The 16,913-nt window shown below is 59.9% G+C and carries 12 protein-coding genes; all 12 read right to left on the bottom strand.

Annotated elements, in window-relative coordinates; genetic code table 11:
- Positions 1–37: 37 nt before the first annotated feature.
- Positions 38–1,486, bottom strand: a complete 1,449-nt coding sequence (locus V6767_RS18960; protein WP_448474887.1) for a hypothetical protein — start codon at positions 1,484–1,486, stop codon at positions 38–40.
- Positions 1,486–2,424 carry a glycosyltransferase gene (locus V6767_RS18955; protein ID WP_448474886.1) on the bottom strand — a complete coding sequence of 313 codons (939 nt, stop codon included), beginning with the start codon at positions 2,422–2,424 and terminating at the stop codon, positions 1,486–1,488. The genes V6767_RS18960 and V6767_RS18955 overlap by 1 nt, the downstream gene beginning before the upstream one ends.
- A complete protein-coding gene (locus tag V6767_RS18950; RefSeq protein WP_448474885.1) occupies positions 2,421–3,575 on the bottom strand; it encodes a polysaccharide pyruvyl transferase family protein in 1,155 nt (384 codons plus the stop codon). Before V6767_RS18950 ends, V6767_RS18955 begins: the two co-directional genes overlap by 4 nt.
- Complete coding sequence (locus V6767_RS18945) at positions 3,572–4,096, bottom strand: acyltransferase (protein ID WP_448474884.1); 525 nt, start codon at positions 4,094–4,096, stop codon at positions 3,572–3,574. Before V6767_RS18945 ends, V6767_RS18950 begins: the two co-directional genes overlap by 4 nt.
- Position 4,097: 1 nt before the next feature.
- Positions 4,098–5,291 carry a lipopolysaccharide biosynthesis protein gene (locus tag V6767_RS18940; RefSeq protein ID WP_448474883.1) on the bottom strand — a complete coding sequence of 398 codons (1,194 nt, stop codon included), beginning with the start codon at positions 5,289–5,291 and terminating at the stop codon, positions 4,098–4,100.
- Positions 5,292–5,414: 123 nt separating this feature from the next.
- On the bottom strand, positions 5,415–6,677 hold the full coding sequence (gene wecC / locus V6767_RS18935) for a UDP-N-acetyl-D-mannosamine dehydrogenase (protein WP_448474882.1): 1,263 nt from the start codon (positions 6,675–6,677) through the stop codon (positions 5,415–5,417).
- The gene (wecB, locus tag V6767_RS18930; RefSeq protein ID WP_448474914.1) at positions 6,677–7,804 is read right to left on the bottom strand and encodes a non-hydrolyzing UDP-N-acetylglucosamine 2-epimerase; all 1,128 of its coding nucleotides are present in this window, start codon (positions 7,802–7,804) and stop codon (positions 6,677–6,679) included. Before wecB ends, wecC begins: the two co-directional genes overlap by 1 nt.
- Positions 7,805–7,925: 121 nt before the next feature.
- Complete coding sequence (locus V6767_RS18925) at positions 7,926–8,285, bottom strand: MarR family EPS-associated transcriptional regulator (RefSeq protein ID WP_448474881.1); 360 nt, start codon at positions 8,283–8,285, stop codon at positions 7,926–7,928.
- Positions 8,286–8,645: 360 nt separating this feature from the next.
- Entirely contained in the window at positions 8,646–9,503 is an 858-nt protein-coding gene (locus V6767_RS18920; RefSeq protein ID WP_448474880.1) for a hypothetical protein, read from the bottom strand.
- A 35-nt stretch (positions 9,504–9,538) separates the two neighbouring features.
- Entirely contained in the window at positions 9,539–12,451 is a 2,913-nt protein-coding gene (locus V6767_RS18915; RefSeq protein WP_448474879.1) for an NfrA family protein, read from the bottom strand.
- Positions 12,448–14,640, bottom strand: a complete 2,193-nt coding sequence (locus tag V6767_RS18910) for a glycosyl transferase family protein (protein WP_448474878.1) — start codon at positions 14,638–14,640, stop codon at positions 12,448–12,450. The genes V6767_RS18915 and V6767_RS18910 overlap by 4 nt, the downstream gene beginning before the upstream one ends.
- Positions 14,641–14,652: 12 nt before the next feature.
- Positions 14,653–16,890 (bottom strand): hypothetical protein, encoded by a 2,238-nt coding sequence (locus tag V6767_RS18905; RefSeq protein WP_448474877.1) that lies wholly within the window; start codon positions 16,888–16,890, stop codon positions 14,653–14,655.
- Between the last annotated feature and the right edge of the window lie 23 nt (positions 16,891–16,913).

Genomic DNA, 16,913 nt, shown 5'->3' with positions numbered 1-16,913 from the left:
GCTCGAAGGGTGGGCGGAAGAAGCGAGATGCGTATCGTCAGGGTGTTGCGGCCTTCCTCGCGCGAAGTGAGCGCCAACCAAAATAGGTGAAACCCAGCATGACACCGGTCAGCAGCTGCAGTTTCGACGAAAAATTTACTATCATCAGCGGCAGTATAAGCGGTGCGCAGACCAGCAACAGGCGTCGCAGTGCAAATGGTGTCGCCTTTAACGAACGCAGGCGAAAAAGGAGGCGGGCATTCTGCCAGGCGATCGTGCCGTAAAATAGGATAAACCCCGCCATTCCAGTCTTGAGCAGCATGAACATGAGCGACCCATGCGGCCTGTAGAACTTGTCCTCAATGATCCAGGAAAACGGGAAGGCTGCGTCGGTCAGGGCAATCGGGAACGGAACATACTTGCTGGTGAAATACCCGCCGAGGCCAGTTCCTAGGAACAACTGGTACACGGTTGCGAATTGTTGCGCGATAATGTTCTGCAGACTTACAAGGCGCACCAGTGACGATTCGCCGGCTTCGGCCGAGGCGCCAAACGAGCTTAGTTTCCAAGACAGATAGAAGATGAATTGTTCTGGAATGACGCGTAAGATGGCAATGGCGGCAAATGTGAGCAGGATGGCATAGGCAAGCCACCACCGGGCCTTGACCGTTATCATATAGGCAGCAAGAGCCAAGATGCCGATCACAATTCGTCCCCTCGCAGCGGTCAGTACATAGTAAGCTAGCGTGCCGGAGATCGTGAGGATCACGCCGAGAAGACGGATAGGCCGCCGTGCGGCCCATTCCTGCGCCGACAGTCCGGCAAAAATGATCACTGCAATCGCCAGATAAGAGTCCGTGCCTGGTTTAATTGTAACCAGACCGAGCCCGCTTGACCAAGTCATGACGTCGAACAGCACGATGAAAACCTTGGCTCCGATTGCGAAGATAACAGCGCGAAAGAAAAATTCCATTCGCTCAGTAGAATCCGAGATGGACCGGACGATCATGTAACCCAGCAGAATGTTTACGAAGAATCCCGAGTCGGAAATGTAAATCCGGAACGCATCCAAAATATTTGGAAGACCGATGAGCGCGGATACGACCCCGAGGAGCAGCACCACTTTCATCTCTGGCGAGAAGCCGGTCAGTATTAGCTTTCCCCGGTTGTTGATGCTGTCCTCGGCTATCATGGCCATCAGGTTGGCAAAGGTGAAATAGATCGCAAGCACCAAATACAAGGTCTGGCCAGCAATGCTGAGTGTGTAGAGGCTCAGAAATCCCGCAGCCTCAATAGCTTCCTCGCCGTAATTTTTCGGAAAGTCGTCGATCAAGATCATGAAGATCACAAACAGCATCGCTGCCCGCCGCAAACCAAAAAACGAGAAACCCACGAGGCCGGCAGTAAGGGCATAATGAAAGGTCGCGTTCGGCGAAATGTGCGAAAAATAATAGATCACAAGCGCGAACGGGAAGATCAGGAAAAGGAGAGCTTCACGAATAGCCATCAGCGCGCGCTATCCGAACCGTTGCGACGTACAAACCCCCGCAGCGTCCCAGCAATAACCGCTGCATCGAGCGTCGCCTGAACCGCTACTGCTCCAGGAATCAGTGCTAGAGGAGCGATCGCCCGGTCTTGACGGCGAACCCGCAAGTATTGGCGGGAAAGGCGCGCAATGATCGAGGCACCTACGATGAAGCCCGCGAGCCAGACGGATACGAAAAGTGCAGTGATGGCCAGAACATAGGTCAGGATTTGCAATCCGCGCAAAGGGTCGATTGGATCTCGCGCACGTGCGCCCCATTCCGCATACCTGGCGAATTTCCGAAACAACCTCCCCATCGTGGGTTCCGCGAACCAAGTCACGAGGGCATTTGGAGCATAAGCAAACTGAAACCCGAGTGCCCTCCATTCATTACACAGTTTTGTGTCTTCATGGACAACCAGACTCTCGGGATAGGGGTAGGCCTCCCAAGCTTTCCGACGGAATGCAAAGGACCGGCTCGACGGATTGTTGCGTGCTTTGTTCTTGTGCCCAACAACTGCAAAAGCGCGTTGAAAATATCCGGGTCCGCCTATCTTAAAATTCCCCCCTACCACATCTACGTTGGTATCCCCTTGAAACGGACGCTTCATCTCGCGAAACCAGTTGTGGTCGACCTTACAACCGGCATCGGTCGAAAAAATGATGTCCGCGTCGGTCACCGAAACTGCAATATTGCGCCCCTCGGCAATATTGCAATTGCTTTCGATTAGTCGGAAAGTGACGCCCGCTTGCCTGAATGCTGTCTCAAACGCTCGGGCCTTTTCTATCGTTTCATCTCGAGAGCCACCATCTACAACGACGACTTCATTGGGCAGCTCGCTCTGATCGCGGATCGAAGTGAGGAAAGCCTCAATATTGTCGCCTTCGTTGAAAACGGTCGTGATCAAAGCAGTTTTCATTTTGAATCCGTTCCGTCCTGCTCGTCGGCGAGCATGGCGGCCATCCAAGTCAAGGCCTGTTCACATTGCTCCTTGCGGTGCGCCAGCGCGGACCCAGTTGCGTCGGGCGTGACTGCCGGCGTGTCGTTCTGGATAATCGGCAGGCCCAGCGCCTTCGCTTCCTCGAAAACCTTTGTCTGATAGGGCAAAGCTAGAATCTTTGGAACCCCCGCGATCGCGGACGAAATAAGAATGTGAAGCCGCATCGCAACCACGCAATCCATTTGGCCGAGGGCGTCGAACATCGCGTTGGTGTCGCGTTCATAATCCACGAATTTGGCGGCTCGGCATCCGGTCTCGGCGATGAATTTATCGGCAACACCGCGCAAATATTTTATATCATCGAGTGCGGAACCCGGCTGCGAGCCGAAGAATATCAGCTCTGTTCCGCGTGGTGTGTTCGCGGTCTCGGCAGAGACGGCGGCGATGGCACGGGCCAGAAAGGCCTCGTCCTTTGCAGGATTCCGTGCCACCCTAGCGAAATAGGGAAACAGTGAAACACCGATTTTTTTGGGGCCATCGACCGTTGCAATTCGGTCTGTCACAGTCCGTAAATAGGCCGTGTCGGCGGCAAGGAAGAGTTTTTCAGCCGGTGTCCCCAGCGCAAGGCACACGTCATAGGATCGCTGGTCGCGAAGCACAATGAAATCGCTGACTGCGAGAATGCGGCGGACTAGGTAGGCCCCCACACGGGTCTCGGGTTTATTGATGCCAACGAAAAGATGACCGATTGTCTTGCCGTAGAAGCGCCGCAATACGGTTGTGAACAATGTCTGCGTCAGCAGCGGAAGAAACCCGTTTTTGACGGTCTCGAAGATTTGGGTGCCGCCTCCGAATACCAGTGCGTCATGATGCCGACCCTCACGCACAACCTGAATGGCTTGATACAGCGCGTTGAATTTCGACAAGAAGCGTCGCCGGATAACCCTCTTCAGCACCAGATTTAGTTTCCGCAGCCCGACCAACTCCTGAGTTTTATGGCTCTGCCGATCGGAAAACGCTATTGCGCTGACGCGGTATGGCTGCGCCAGTGTTTCCGCGAGGGTTTCGAGGATCAGGTCATCGCCGAAATTCCCTTGGCCGTAATATCCGAACAGCAGTATGCTTTTCATGAGCCTGCTGCTTCCAGCTTGCTTTTCATATAATAGCACTCCCCTTCGATTAGGTGTTGTAAGTGCTCGATATCTTCGCGGATTCCGATCTTCTTGGCTGGATTGCCGCCGACCACCGTAAAGGGTTCAACGTCGCTCACCACAACCGCGCCGAGGGCGACAACCGCAGCCTGACCTATGGTCACGCCGGGCGTAATCCGGACATCGGCCCCGATCCAAACTGCCTTTCCAATGTGGACCGGCCCCGGCAGGTTTGCTCCACCATAGGGAACGGTGTCGCGGTTTCGGTGATTGTGATTTTCGGTCCATAGGAACGAGCGTGGTCCAATGATCACTCCGTCCTCCAGCGTTATTCCTCCTATGGCGTTCCAAACGGCTCCAGGCCCCACGTAGCAGTAGCGACCAATCTTAATCTTGTTGAGCATGGCAAACTCACCGCCCTTAATCACGCTTTTATTTTGCTTAAAGAGTTTTCGGCGAAACAACCTCAGCTCGAGTTTCTTCTTCAGACGCTGATACATCTTACCTGTTCTCCTGGATGAAACGAGCCACGATGAGAAGAAGCGCGAAAAACCGGATCAGCACAAAACCGATCACGGCACCTTCTAGGCCAAGCGACCCGGTAAGCACGAATGACACAGCGATACCGCCGAGCATCTGAACGGTGTAAACCAGATTCGCGAATTTGTCGGCGTCATGCGACAGCAGCCCGACACGTGCGATATTGGTGCAGAAGCTCATCCACATCCCAAGCACAACGGAGGGAATGATCCAGTGCAATTGGGTGAAGTCGTCCGAGACAACCAGTTTGGATACCTGGTAGGCGAACAGTGCGTAGATCATCGCGAGCAGCAAGGCGAACCCGATGGCGACCAGAAGCTTGCGCACGCCGGCCTTGCCAATGGTTTTACCCGGCGCGACTTTGGTGACTAGAACCGACACGACAGACGACGAGATGATGGGAAACACAAAAGCCAGGGTGAAACCGGCGCCGTATTCTGCGATATCCGCTTGGCTCAACGTTCCGTTGGCCGAAAAATACTGCAGCATCCAAACCTCGACCCGTGTCAGGACCAAGGCGCTGATTTCAAAGACGAAGAACCGGCGCGACCCTTTCAGTAATTCGATCGTTGCCGCCCGCGTGGGGGGAGCGTGGACCTTGGCGCTCAACTGAACGCCCCCAAAGACCGCGAGCACTAGGCTGGCCGCCAGATAGGCCCAGATCACGGAATCAACGTTCAATGGCTGGACCATGACATAGGCAACGCCGATCGCGGCCAAGGTGGCGATGTTACGCAGGGGTTGCAGAGTAGAGAATAGGGTAAAGTTCTGTTCGGCGCGCGACACGTTCAACGTGATATCGAAAAACGCTAACAACATGCCGCTGACAATCGCCAACGCCATGAGCCCGGACACAGTGCTTGTCAACCATAGCGCTACTGTCACCGCTGCGATCAAAGCTAAAGCCGAGAGCTCAAAAAAGAGGTAGCCGGACAACAGTGCCGAGCGATGGTGCGAATTCTGATATTGTAAGACAAAGCCGTTGTTGATCGCGATACTGGGCAGAAGTGCCGCGGTGACAATAACCGTGTAATAGAAATAGTAGATACCGTAATCATCTTTTGTCAGGAGCGTGAGTAGGATGACCGAAACCAAAAGGTTGAGCCCAGCCGAAGCGGCCCGTCCTCCTGTAACGCCAATGATTTGTCTGATCATGCGGACTCGCTTGTTTGACGAAGTGTGCCCAAGATTGTGCAGCACACTTGGCCCAGCTGAAACCTATAACGAAGGTCAATTGTCTCGTGCGCCGGGGGTACAAACCGGTTCCTGCACCGCCCCCTAACGCCACACGCCGCGCATATCGAGTAAAAGACCTTCCGGGCGGGGGGCTTGTTTGAAGCGCTTGTGATCGACCAGCATGACGTGGACGTCGGCCCTGGCCTCTTCGAGGGATACCAGGCGACTGTCGCCCAGGCCCTTGGGCAAGTCTTCGATGTTCGGCTCGACGACCATGATCGGCCCCTTGTGTCCCCCGGCGATTTCACGGGCGATCGACAGGGCCGGGCTTTCGCGCAGGTCGTCGATATCCGGCTTGAAGGCGAGGCCGTAGATCGCGAGCGTCACGTCCGCGGCCGTCTTTCCCGGGTTTTCCATCAGATAGGCTCCCACGGCGGCGCGCACCTTCTCGACCACCCATTCCGGCTTGCTGTCATTGACCTCGCGCGCCGTCCTGATCAGGCGCGCGTAGTCCGGCGCGGATGAGACGATAAACCAGGGATCGACGGCAATGCAATGTCCGCCCACGCCCGGGCCGGGCTGGAGGATGTTCACGCGCGGATGGCGATTGGCGAGCGCGATCAGCTCCCACACATCCATGTCGAGCGCGTCGCAGATCAGCGACAGCTCGTTCGCGAAGGCGATATTGACGTCGCGGAAGCTGTTTTCCGTGAGCTTCGCCATCTCCGCCACGCGCGGGCCGGTGGCCACCACGCATTCCCCGGCGACGAAGGTCTTGTAGAGCGCGACCGCGCGCGCGGAACATGCCGGCGTCATGCCGCCGATCACCCGGTCATTGGTGATCAGTTCCTGCATCACCTTGCCGGGCAGCACCCGCTCCGGGCAGTGGGCGATGCGGATATCGGAATCCTCGCCGTGGCTCTGCGGGAAGGTCAGGTCGGGCCTTGCTTCCGCCAGCCATTCGGCCATCGCCTCGGTGGCGCCCACCGGCGATGTGCTTTCGAGGATCACCAGATTGCCGCTTTCGAGCACCGGCGCGATCAGCTTCGCGGCCGACTGGATGTAGGACAGGTCGGGCTCGTGGTTTTCGCCCTTGAACGGCGTCGGAACGGCGATGAGGAAGGCTTCGGCCGGCTCCGCGGTCATGGTGGCCCGCAAGTGGCCTTCGCTGACCGCGGCGCGCACCACCATGTCGAGATCCGGCTCGACGATATGGATTTCGCCGCGATTGATCGTGTTGACGGCGCGCTCGCTGATATCAACGCCGATGACTTCGATCCTGCGCGAGGCGAACATCGCGGCGGTCGGCAAGCCGATATAGCCCAGGCCGATAACGGAAACACGTTTGAAAGCGCGGGCGGTCATCAGTTTTCAGCCTTTTCGGGATTGAAGAAATCCAGAATCGCATCGCGAATTCTCTCCGACGCCTTGCCATCGCCATAGGGATTGTGCGCGCGCGCCATTTTCTCGTAGGCGTCAGCGCTATTAAGCAGCGCATCGGTTTCGCGAACGATCAGGTCGGCGTCGGTGCCAACCAGCTTCACCGTGCCGGCATCCACCGCTTCGGGCCGTTCGGTGGTGTCGCGCATCACCAGGACCGGCTTGCCGAGCGACGGCGCCTCTTCCTGCACGCCGCCGGAATCGGTGAGGATGATGGCCGACCGTCGCATCAGATGGACAAAGGGCAGGTAGTCCTGCGGCGCGATCAGCCGCACACGCTCAAGAGCGCCGAGACTGGTCTCGACAGGGCCCTTCACGTTCGGGTTCAGGTGAACCGGATAGATGATTTGGACATCCTCCCGCTTGGCAATGGTTGCCAGGGCAGAGCAGATGCGCTCGAAGCCGCCGCCGAAGCTTTCCCGCCGATGGCCCGTCACCAGGATCATGCGCCTGGAGGGGTCGATCCCGAATTCCGCGTCAAACGCCGCGCTTTGTTGCGGATCGTTCTCCAGCCGTTCAACCACGTCGAGGAGAGCGTCGATGACAGTATTGCCGGTGATCGAAATCCGCTCGGCGGGCACGGCCTCGGCCTTCAGGTTCAAGGCGGCCTTTTCCGTCGGCGCGAAATGGAGCTGGGCGATGGCGCCGGTGACCTTGCGATTGATCTCTTCCGGCCAGGGCGAATAGATATTGCCCGTGCGCAGGCCAGCCTCGACATGGCCGACCGGTATCTGCTGGTAATACGCCGCGAGCGAGGCGGAAAGCGTTGTCGTCGTATCGCCGTGCACCAGCAGCAGGTCCGGCGAAAATTCTTCGAGCACCGGTTTAAGTCCGGCCAGGACCGCCGCGGTGATCTCGGTAAGCCCCTGCCCGGGCTTCATCACGTTCAGATCATAATCCGGCTCAATGCCGAACAGGCGAAGCACCTGGTCGAGCATTTCACGGTGCTGCGCGGTGACCGCCACGCGGACATCGAGCTCCCGGCTCTGTTTGAGAACCTCATAAACCGGCGCCATCTTGATGGCTTCCGGTCGCGTTCCAAATACCAGCAATATTTTCTTCAATTGACCCTCGCAATTTTAAAAATCTTTAGGCAAAGACAATGATTAAACCTGGCACGTGCAGCAGTTCGCCGTTTGAAAAACGGTCGAGCACGGCAAAATCGCAAAAAATTCAGGATGACTTCTTCGCGGCATAGACATCCATATCGAGTTTAAGCGCCTCGATTTCCTCCCTCAACGCCTCGTATTCCTCCATTTTTCTTGCCAGAAAGGCACGAGTCAAAGCTGCTTTCCGCGCGATCCCTTTCGGGGTCAGAATATACGCATATCGCCTCTTATCCTCCGCCGCTGTAAAATTCCCCAGTTTCACGAGGCCTTTGTCGATCAGCGCACTCAGCACATAATGCATTCCGCCAACGCTGACCCCCACAGCCTCTGCCAGCTCACGCTGAGACATCTCGGGGTTCTCTTGCAGAAGGCGAAGCACGCGAAAATGCGTGTCTTCCTGAAGTTTGTTGCGGTTGCTTGTCATTTTGGGATTTTCTCGGCTTGCCTGACAAGGAAGACCCACAGACCATCGTGTTTCGCGAAAAGCGCTATGATAGGAAGCATAGATATTGATCAGTTTCGAACGATATCAAAGGCTGCGCCCGCTCGCAAGCTGCAAACGGTCATGACGGCAATTTACCGGGGCGCGCCTCAAAATGATGCGGCGGATGTCCATCTGCTGACTGACCTGAAAAAACGACGCCGTCCATTTCTCGGACGGCCGCGCTGGACGAAACCTCTGCCGCCTGGAGGTGGTCGCACCTTGCCTCCCGCGCAGCCGATTTTTTTGCAGGCAGTTCAGTGGAGGCAGACCGAGGAAACAGAAGCTACCGCGCTTCAGCGCTCACCGAGGCTCCGAATGAACATCCGCAAGAATGCCTGAAATTCTCGTAATGAGTGCGTCGTCGATATAATGTGGACCGTCGAAAAGGTAGAGAACATAGTCGCGCATCGCGTTGATTTGCGAGGCGAGTTCCTCCGCGGTGGCCGCGCGGAAGCCGCCGCCCTCGCGCGGACGGAAAGCTTCCGTGATGATGCGGAGCCGAGCCTTGCCGAGACGGGCGGCGAGCGCATCGGCATAGGCGCGCGCGGTCTCCGGCGATCGCGCCTCGACGCCGACGCCATCCTGAAAGAACACGCCGACATCGTCCGGCAGCCAAGTCGCAAGCCAGTCGGCAAGCGGGCCACCGCCGATATTGGCGCTATCATAAACGCTGATCCACAAGGGACGCGGCAGCATGGCAAGCGCTTCGGGCATGACGTCCGGCGCCTGGCGCCATGTCGGGTCCACCTCGACCGGAAAATAGTAACCTTCGATATTGAGGGGCAACCTCTCCCTCGCGGCCGCGGCCGACCCTTCGGCAAGCCGAAGGACATTCGCACGGGCGTTGTTTTCCGAAAAGTCACCCTCCAGTCCGAGTATGACGTGATCGGCCCAGGGCTCGGCGCCGATGCGGTGCCAGTCCGGCAAGCGTGGCGGCTTTTTCGTGCCAAGACCCGGTGCGAAGCCGATGCCGTCGACCACGATCCACTGAATGAGGAGATGGTCCGCACCGAGACGCTGCCAGTTCCCCCTGGGTTGCGCCGTCGCCGCGTCGACCTGCCAGACGATACCGGTGACGGGCCCGTGGGCCGACGGTTCGCCGGGCGCGGGCGGCAGGATAAAAAATTGTCCCGCCGCCCACACGGCTGCCAGCGACAACGACTCCGAAAGCGTCCGCAGAAAACGGCGACGGTTCAGATCATCAGATTGAGGGAAGCGAACCATCCTTGCGCCCTATCGTCACCGCCGAGCCTTGCCCGATACTGACCGTTGATATCGATATACGACATGGGCGCCTCATATTTTGTCTCGCGGAACCAGTAGCGCAAGTTGAGCCCCGGCCCCGCGCCTAGCGCGAACTCCGTTGCGTAGGTGTTGTTGTAGTCCGCCGAAATGCCGATGAAGGGGGTGATGATGAAGTTGCCGTCATCCCCAAAGCGAAAACTGCGGCCAAGGCTTGCATTGGCCAGAGCAAATGCCTCGTTGCTTTCGAGATAGCGGCCGGCCTCGCCGTAGTACCGGCCCGTCCACCACGCGCTGGACCCAGGCATCAGGTCGGTGTTGAAGCCGTCCGAAATCGCCGCCCGCAACAGATAGTCGTCGCGGCTGTAGCGCCCGATCTTGAAGTAACGCGCGGCTTCCAGCGTCAGGTTGAGATTCGTGAACGGCTTGACGCGCACGCCGGCCGCCCCTTGCGTGGTCGACGCGCCGACTGCGCCGCCGAGCGAATCGTAGACCGTCGTAAATTGTCGGATGAAAAAGTCGACCGTGCGGCCGTCGCGATAGCCGAGAACGGGCGGCCGCCAGAAAAACTCGGAACCGAGCTGCATGCTTTGGCCGGCTGCGGCCGAGGGCGTGATATAGGCGTCGGAAATACCGCTGCTGCCATAATAGAGGCCGATATTGGCGCCCCAGCGCCGCGAAATGTCGGAGACCTGACGCCTGAGGGCGAAAAGCTCTTCCGGAGAAAGGGCAAGTTCACCTGCATCCGCCTCGTCGATCGCGCGCTTCAGCCAGAAGACGGCATCGTCATTGTGGTAGTCGCGCCGGGCGGCATAAGCCGCATCGATCAGTTGCCTGCCTTCGATCGCGCCAGCGGCATAGGCCTCGCTGAAGGCATCATAGGCAAGTGGTCGGTCACCGAGGCGGGCCGCGAGATAGGCCGTCTCGGTCGCGCCGAGCGGCGCGAGCAGGCCTTCCGCTTGCGCGCTTTGCAGGGCGGAACGGGCGCTCCGGCCGCCATCTCGGGCCATGAGAAGGTCCAGCCCGGCAACGGTGATACCGGCCTTTTGGCGGTCCGTGGCGGCCTTTGCCTCGGCCTGTGCGAGCGCCGTCGCGGCGGCCGTGTATGCTTCCATGGCCGTCAGCGCCTTTGTACGCGCCAGCCACACTTCGGCATCATCGCTGTCGCCAAGCGGCTGCAGCGCCTCATAGGCAAGTTCGGGCGCCTCCGTCGCCATCGCGGCGGCGGCAAGATTGAGCCTGAGCTTTGCGTCATCGCCCGCCGGTCCCGGCATAGCCAGCGCCTGTTCGAAATCCGACCTGGCCCCCGCCTGGTCGCCAAGTTGCTGCCGGATGACGCCGCGCTGACCGAGCAGGGTACGGTCCGGGCCGAACCGCGCGATTGCCGCGTCGGCGACGCGCAGCGCGTCCTCGAGCATATCATTGCGGTTGAGAACATCGATCAGCAGAACCTGGTAGGTCTGGTTATCGGGCGCATTGCGCGCGGCCTCCCGTGCATAACGCAGGGCAGACTCGCCATCGTTACGCCTTAGCGCCGTATAGGCCTCCTGAGCAGCCGTTGCCGCGGGCGAGGAAACAGCCGGTTTCGCATTGGTTTGCGCAAGCGCCTTTTCGGCGTTTTCCAGCAGCGCCTGATAATCGCTATGGGCCGGCGCAAGCCGGACGGCCTCTTTCGCATCGGCAACGGCTTGCCAATAGGCGCCGCGTTCATAGGCACGATAGGCGGCGTCGGCGGCCTTGTAAGCCGGGTCATCGGTGGCCGGCACCGTTGTGGGCAGTTTTTTGGCTTCGCTTTCAGCGGCCTGCTCCTGCCTTATCGCGGCGGCGCGCTCCGAGAGCAGGCGGCGGGTTTCATCGTCAAGCCCAGTGCCGCTCGTCGAAGCCTGACCACTCTGCCGGGCCATATCCTTGCCCGACGCTTGGACGAGCGCAGCCCGGGCATTGTCGAGAAGCTTTTGATAGTCGCCGTTATCCGGCGCTTTCCTCACCGCCTCCTCGGCATCCGCAACCGCCTTTTCATAATCGCCGCGTTCATAGGCGCGATAAGCCGCGTCGGCAGCCTTGTAGGCCGGGTCATTCGTCGTCAGGGGCGCGGTTTCCGGTTTCCCGGGCTCTTCCGCGCTTTCGCCGCTGTCGGCCTTTTCCGCGCCCTCTTGCCGGAGCCTCGCAGCGAGCTCGGAAAGCCGGCGGATGGCGTCGTCGTCAAGCGCGGCTTCTTCCGCTTTTCCGGCTGGATCCTCTAAGGTTTCGCTATCGGGTTTTGCGGCAACGCTCGGCTTTGCCGCGCCTTCGGCGGCAGCCTCGTCGGCGCGTTCCCGCCGGATCCTGTCGGCAAGTGCGGAAAGTCGGCTGAGGGCATCATCGTCAAGCCCTTCGTCTTTTGCCTGTGCGGCCGGAGCCTCTTCGCCGTTGCTGTTCGTCTTTGTGGCAGCCGGCGGCTTTGAGGCCTTCCTCGTCTCCGCGACCTCCCTGTCAGCGATGTTCCCGGAAACAGACTTGGCCGCAAGCCAGCGCCGGGTCGCAGCGTCGATGCGCATGTCGTTTGCGGCCGCGCGTGCGATCCTTTGCGCCTCATCGTTGCGGCCGGCGGCCTGAAGCGCTTCCACGAGCGCTGTCCTGAGCTCGCCGGAATCGGGTCTTTGCCGAATCGCCTCGTTGAGATCCGTGATCGCCTTTTGCGGATTGCCGGCGGCAAGCGCCTTTTTGGCGTTCTGGTACAGGCGAAGCGGCGGACCGGAGAGCGGCAGATATTCGATGCGGACCGCGGCGGCATCTCTGGCCATGTCATAGGCTGCGGCCGGCGCCACGGCCTGCAGAAATATCGCAGTTGCAGCAAGCAGGGTTGTGCGGCGGAACGGCCTCATGCATCGGCCTCCCGTTCGTTTGGCGCGTCGTCCTGATTTTGACTTTCATCGTCAGTTCCGCGCGCCCTTGCGATCCGCGCCCGCTGCTCTTCAAGGGCGCTTTCAATGGCGTCCCTGAAAACGAGGTCGTGGCTTATCAGATAGGCGCCGATCAGGCCGTCCCGCTCCGGCTCGTAATGGACAAGCGCCTTCTGCAGCGCTTCATTCGAGATCGCGCCGTTCTCGACCAGGATATCGCCCAGTAGAGGAATATGGGCCTCAAAGGCCTCCGGTCCGAATGGCTCGGCAGACCGTCCTCTTGCCGCAAGCAAACGCAGGCCGCCGGAAAGCTCCCGGTCGCGCACGATGAAACGCTGCGGCTGGTAGCCGAGCCGCGCCGTAACGGCATCAAGCTCCGCCTCCGACAGCGGAAGGGACGAGGCCAGCGCCAGCCGATCGGCGTCTTCCTTGTCAACGAGTGGCAGAACCCGATAGGCGAAGCAGAAATCCGGCCTGAACCGGTCACGCGCGGCAACCAGGTCTTCCTCCGTCACCGAGATCAGATCGAGACCCGACTGATAGGCGACGGCCTCGGCGAGCACATCCTCTTCAAGCCAGCCTTCATCCAGCATGATGCGGCCGAGCGGCACGCGCCGTGCCTTTTGTGCATCGAGAGACGACTCCAGCTGGGTGGCGTTGATGGCATGCCAGGAGAGCAGAAGTTCACCGAGTTTCGTCTGCCGGTCCACCAGTCCGTCGCCGGTGGGAAAGTCATGCATGGTCTTGTCCCAGACCAACCGTTTTCCGGTGAAAAGGTGATTGAGATACTGGTTCCATGCCCGCGACATGGCCATGAAGTTCACGAAATTGCCGATGATCATCCGGGGGATGGCGAGAAGACCATGCTCCCAGCCGAATGTGCGCGCGGTGAAATAGAAGCGCTGGATCACGCGCAGCAGAAGGGCCACAGCGTTCAGGATCAGCACGTCGCCAATCCAGCCCTGGACGGACAGCAATGGCGGATAACCGCCCGGAAGAAGGCCCAGCGAAAATCCGAGCTGGAAAAGAATATATTGCAGCGCCAGTACATAGGCGAACATGGTCACGTAGACGGTGACCACGCCTTTGCGGTCGCGCAGCATGAAGTAGCGGTCGATCAAGGAACCATGCCAGCCGAAATAGGCCCAACCCTGAAAGCAGATGCCAAGCGACCAGCGGGCTTTCTGGCGATAGGAGGTTCGGAAGGTGTTGGGAAAATATTCCTGCACGCAAAGCGCCATCCGCAGCGTCTTTTCCTTTTCGGGGCCGAAACCGAACCAGGTCTTGCGCTTGACCTTGTAGTCCACCGGAAAGCGCGCGAGGATGGAGCGCATCCCGTGCTCGGCAAGCCGCATGCCGATGTCGTAATCTTCGGTCAGAGTCTGGGTATTGAAGGCCTGATTGCTGCTTTCGGCCGAGAGCGTCAGCAGCGCCTTGCGCGAAAAACAGGTGCCGACGCCGGCAGACGGCACCATGCCGGACAGCGTCTCGCGCACGACGATGTCCTTGCCGTGCCACTCGGCGAATTCATCCATATAGACGCCGGCGACGAGGTCGTACCAGTTTCGCTCGAGCGAGTTGACCGGGATCTGGATCAGATCGATGCGCGGCAGGAGATAGTTGAAGAAGCGCAGCTCCAGGGGATGCAGCACATCCTCGCTGTCATGCAGGATTGTGCCGGCAAAGTTGATATTGTGCCGCTCTTCATGGGCGAAGATGGCCTGGACGACCCAGTTCAGGCAGTCGGCCTTGCAGGTCGGCCCGTCATGCGGCACCTCGACGCGCACCAGTTGGCGATAGCGCCGGCGCATGCGTTCGACCTCGTTGATGGTCGCCGCGTCATTGCGATAGGTGCCGACGAAAACCGTATAGTTGCGATAGTCGAGCGTGCCGACCATGCCCTCGATCATCGCCGCGATTACATCGCTTTCCAGCCATGCCGGCACCATGATGGCGATATGCTGCTCTGGCCGGCCGTGAAGCTGGTCCGGCGTCAGCGGCTTGTAGCGGCGCTCTACGGTAAGCCGCCGCACAATGGAGCGGGCGTAGAACACCGCGTCGATAAAAAGGTCATCGATGCTGGAGACGAGGATGATGACCGCGACCGCCGCCGTCAGATATTCCAGAAAACGGTAGTAGTCGGCGAGGAGGTAGGGCCAGTAGAGCTCCATGGTCCGCCCCGGTCAACTCTTGTCGTCGCGTTTGCGCCGCTTTGCGAGGCGGGCAAGCAGGATAAGCAGGGCGAAGCCGCCAAGAATGGAGACAGTCAGCGTTACCGGCACCTGGCGGAACCAGAAATCGGTGTCGGCGAGCCGGCGCAGGGTAAAGCCAACCCCTTTTTCCGTCAGACGATCGGGCACGCCATTTTCCGCCAGCGGTTTGCCGCTGGTTCTGACCTGCGCGAGAACGCCGGCGCTGCCAATGACCGCGACATCGCCATGACGGAGCATGAGCGGCTCTTCGATCAGCGGCCCTGCGCCATCGGCCAGATAGGATAGACCCGGCTGCTGGCCATCGGTCTCGGCCTGCAACAGAGCGACGCCCGAAAGGCCGGAGGCATCGAACAAGGTCGTTCCGCTTGTGGTGGTGATCGAGACCGTGCTGCCGGAGACCGAGGCGCGCTGGCTCTCGCCCTCAACGGCGACGCCGAGAAACAGGAAGGGTCTTGAAGGCTCAGGCATGGCGGGACGATCGGCAGGCCGGAAGTCAGCGCGATCGGGCGAAATCCCGCTTGCATACGCCAGGGCGATCACATTCGGCAGGGTTGCAAGCGGATGTTCCAGCCAGCCTGAATTGACGGCGACGAGACTATCGCCGCTGAGGCTGGCGGTCACCGAGGCGAAATCCTCTGTCCGCGGTGCTGGGCCGAGCTGAAGATAGCTGTCTGGAAGAACCGAAACGGGGAAGGCCTGCGGTTGTTCGCGGCAGGCGTCGGAGGCCGGCTGACGCTGGAAGCGCACCACGATGCGGTTGCTCGGCAACAGCATATAGGCCGGCACATCCGCCGAAATCGTCTCCGGCGCGCCATTGGCTTCAAGCTGCTTTGCGCCCAGCAGCATGTCGTTGAGGAAGAGCGAAGCCACCGGCCGGGTGGGCGTGGCGCCAGGTGCTGCCGCAACGCTGACATGAATGCTCGTTGGCACTCTGCCGGGCGGAATGTCGCTGCCGAGATCGGATGTCGTCGACCATTCGCCAAGCGCCAGCACATCGAGCGTGCCGGCGGGCGCGCCCAGCGGCAACAGCGGAACGGCATTGATATCTGGCGCCGGCGGCTTTGCCGTATGCACGATCATATCGCCGGAGACGGCCGAACGGCGCCATAGCGCGCTGAACAGCCCGGCGGCCTCCTTTCCGCCTTCCGGCTGCACCGCGATTACGGGTTTGCCGCCCAGAAGGCGCACGCTGAAGGAACTGGCCTCGGCCGGCCTGCCAAGCGTGAACTGTTTGTCCGCAAGCGCCTGCAGGGCCCCTTGCGCCTCGGCTTCGGCGGCCGTGATTTCCTGCGCGAGCGCCCGGATTGCGGCGTTGATGGAAGCGCGAAGACTGTCGCCGGCAACCGCGACATCCGCTTGCGCTGCGCCGAGAAGTAGGTAGGCGCCGGCTTGAGCGTCGTTTTCCAGTGTGGCCGTTCCGCCATTCGCAAGCGCTGCAAAGGCCGGGATCGGCCGCAGCGCTTCAGGCACCTCGATCGCGGAGGCATCGACGGTATCGCCTTTGGCTGGCAGCGCCCGCAGATGAACCGTCTTGCCCGCCCGCCTCAGCGCGACCCCGAGTCGCCAGGCGGCATCGTAGCTTTCCGCGTCGAGCCATCCGCCGGCCACCAGGAGCGTCACATCCTGAGGCAGTGCGGAAAAGGCGCTGGCAACGGTGATGATATCCGCAGCATCGTAGCTGTATTCAAGTGCGGTATCGGTATGGACGATCAGCTGATTGCCGTTCGGAACGGTATCGTAACAATAGAACTTCCCGACCGAAGCTTGCCACTCAATGCCGAGGCGCACGAAGCCGTTGTCGCGCGGCGCGCCGTCGACGCCGATATCCAAACCGATCTCGCCCCTTTCGGCCTCAGGGGAGCGGGCGGCAACGGCGTAGCCATCAAGCGACAGGACGTAGGTCGTCGTGCCGCCATCGCCGCGCAGATAGGTTGCGTCGAAAGCGAGGCTCGGCTGGATAAGCGGAACGCCCGCGGGCACGGGAAAATAGATATCGCGCGTGACGAACGAAGACGAAAATGCCAGGGGTGCCGTGATGCCGATATCGGAAAGCGAAACAGAACGCGTCACGATATCATCCTCAGCCAGCGACGTCAGCGCATCGGATACCTCTCCTGCATGGGCCGCCTGAAGGCCGACTAAGACGAGGGCCGAAACCGTGACGCAGAGCGTTTTCTTTCTGACGGAAACGTATCTTGGCGCATTCATATCATTATCTTTCCGGCGGAGGG

The sequence above is a fragment of the Martelella sp. FLE1502 genome, assembly GCF_053484255.1.
The sequence above is the reverse complement of the archived record's forward strand: the minus strand, read 5'-3'. Positions and strand labels throughout refer to the sequence as shown.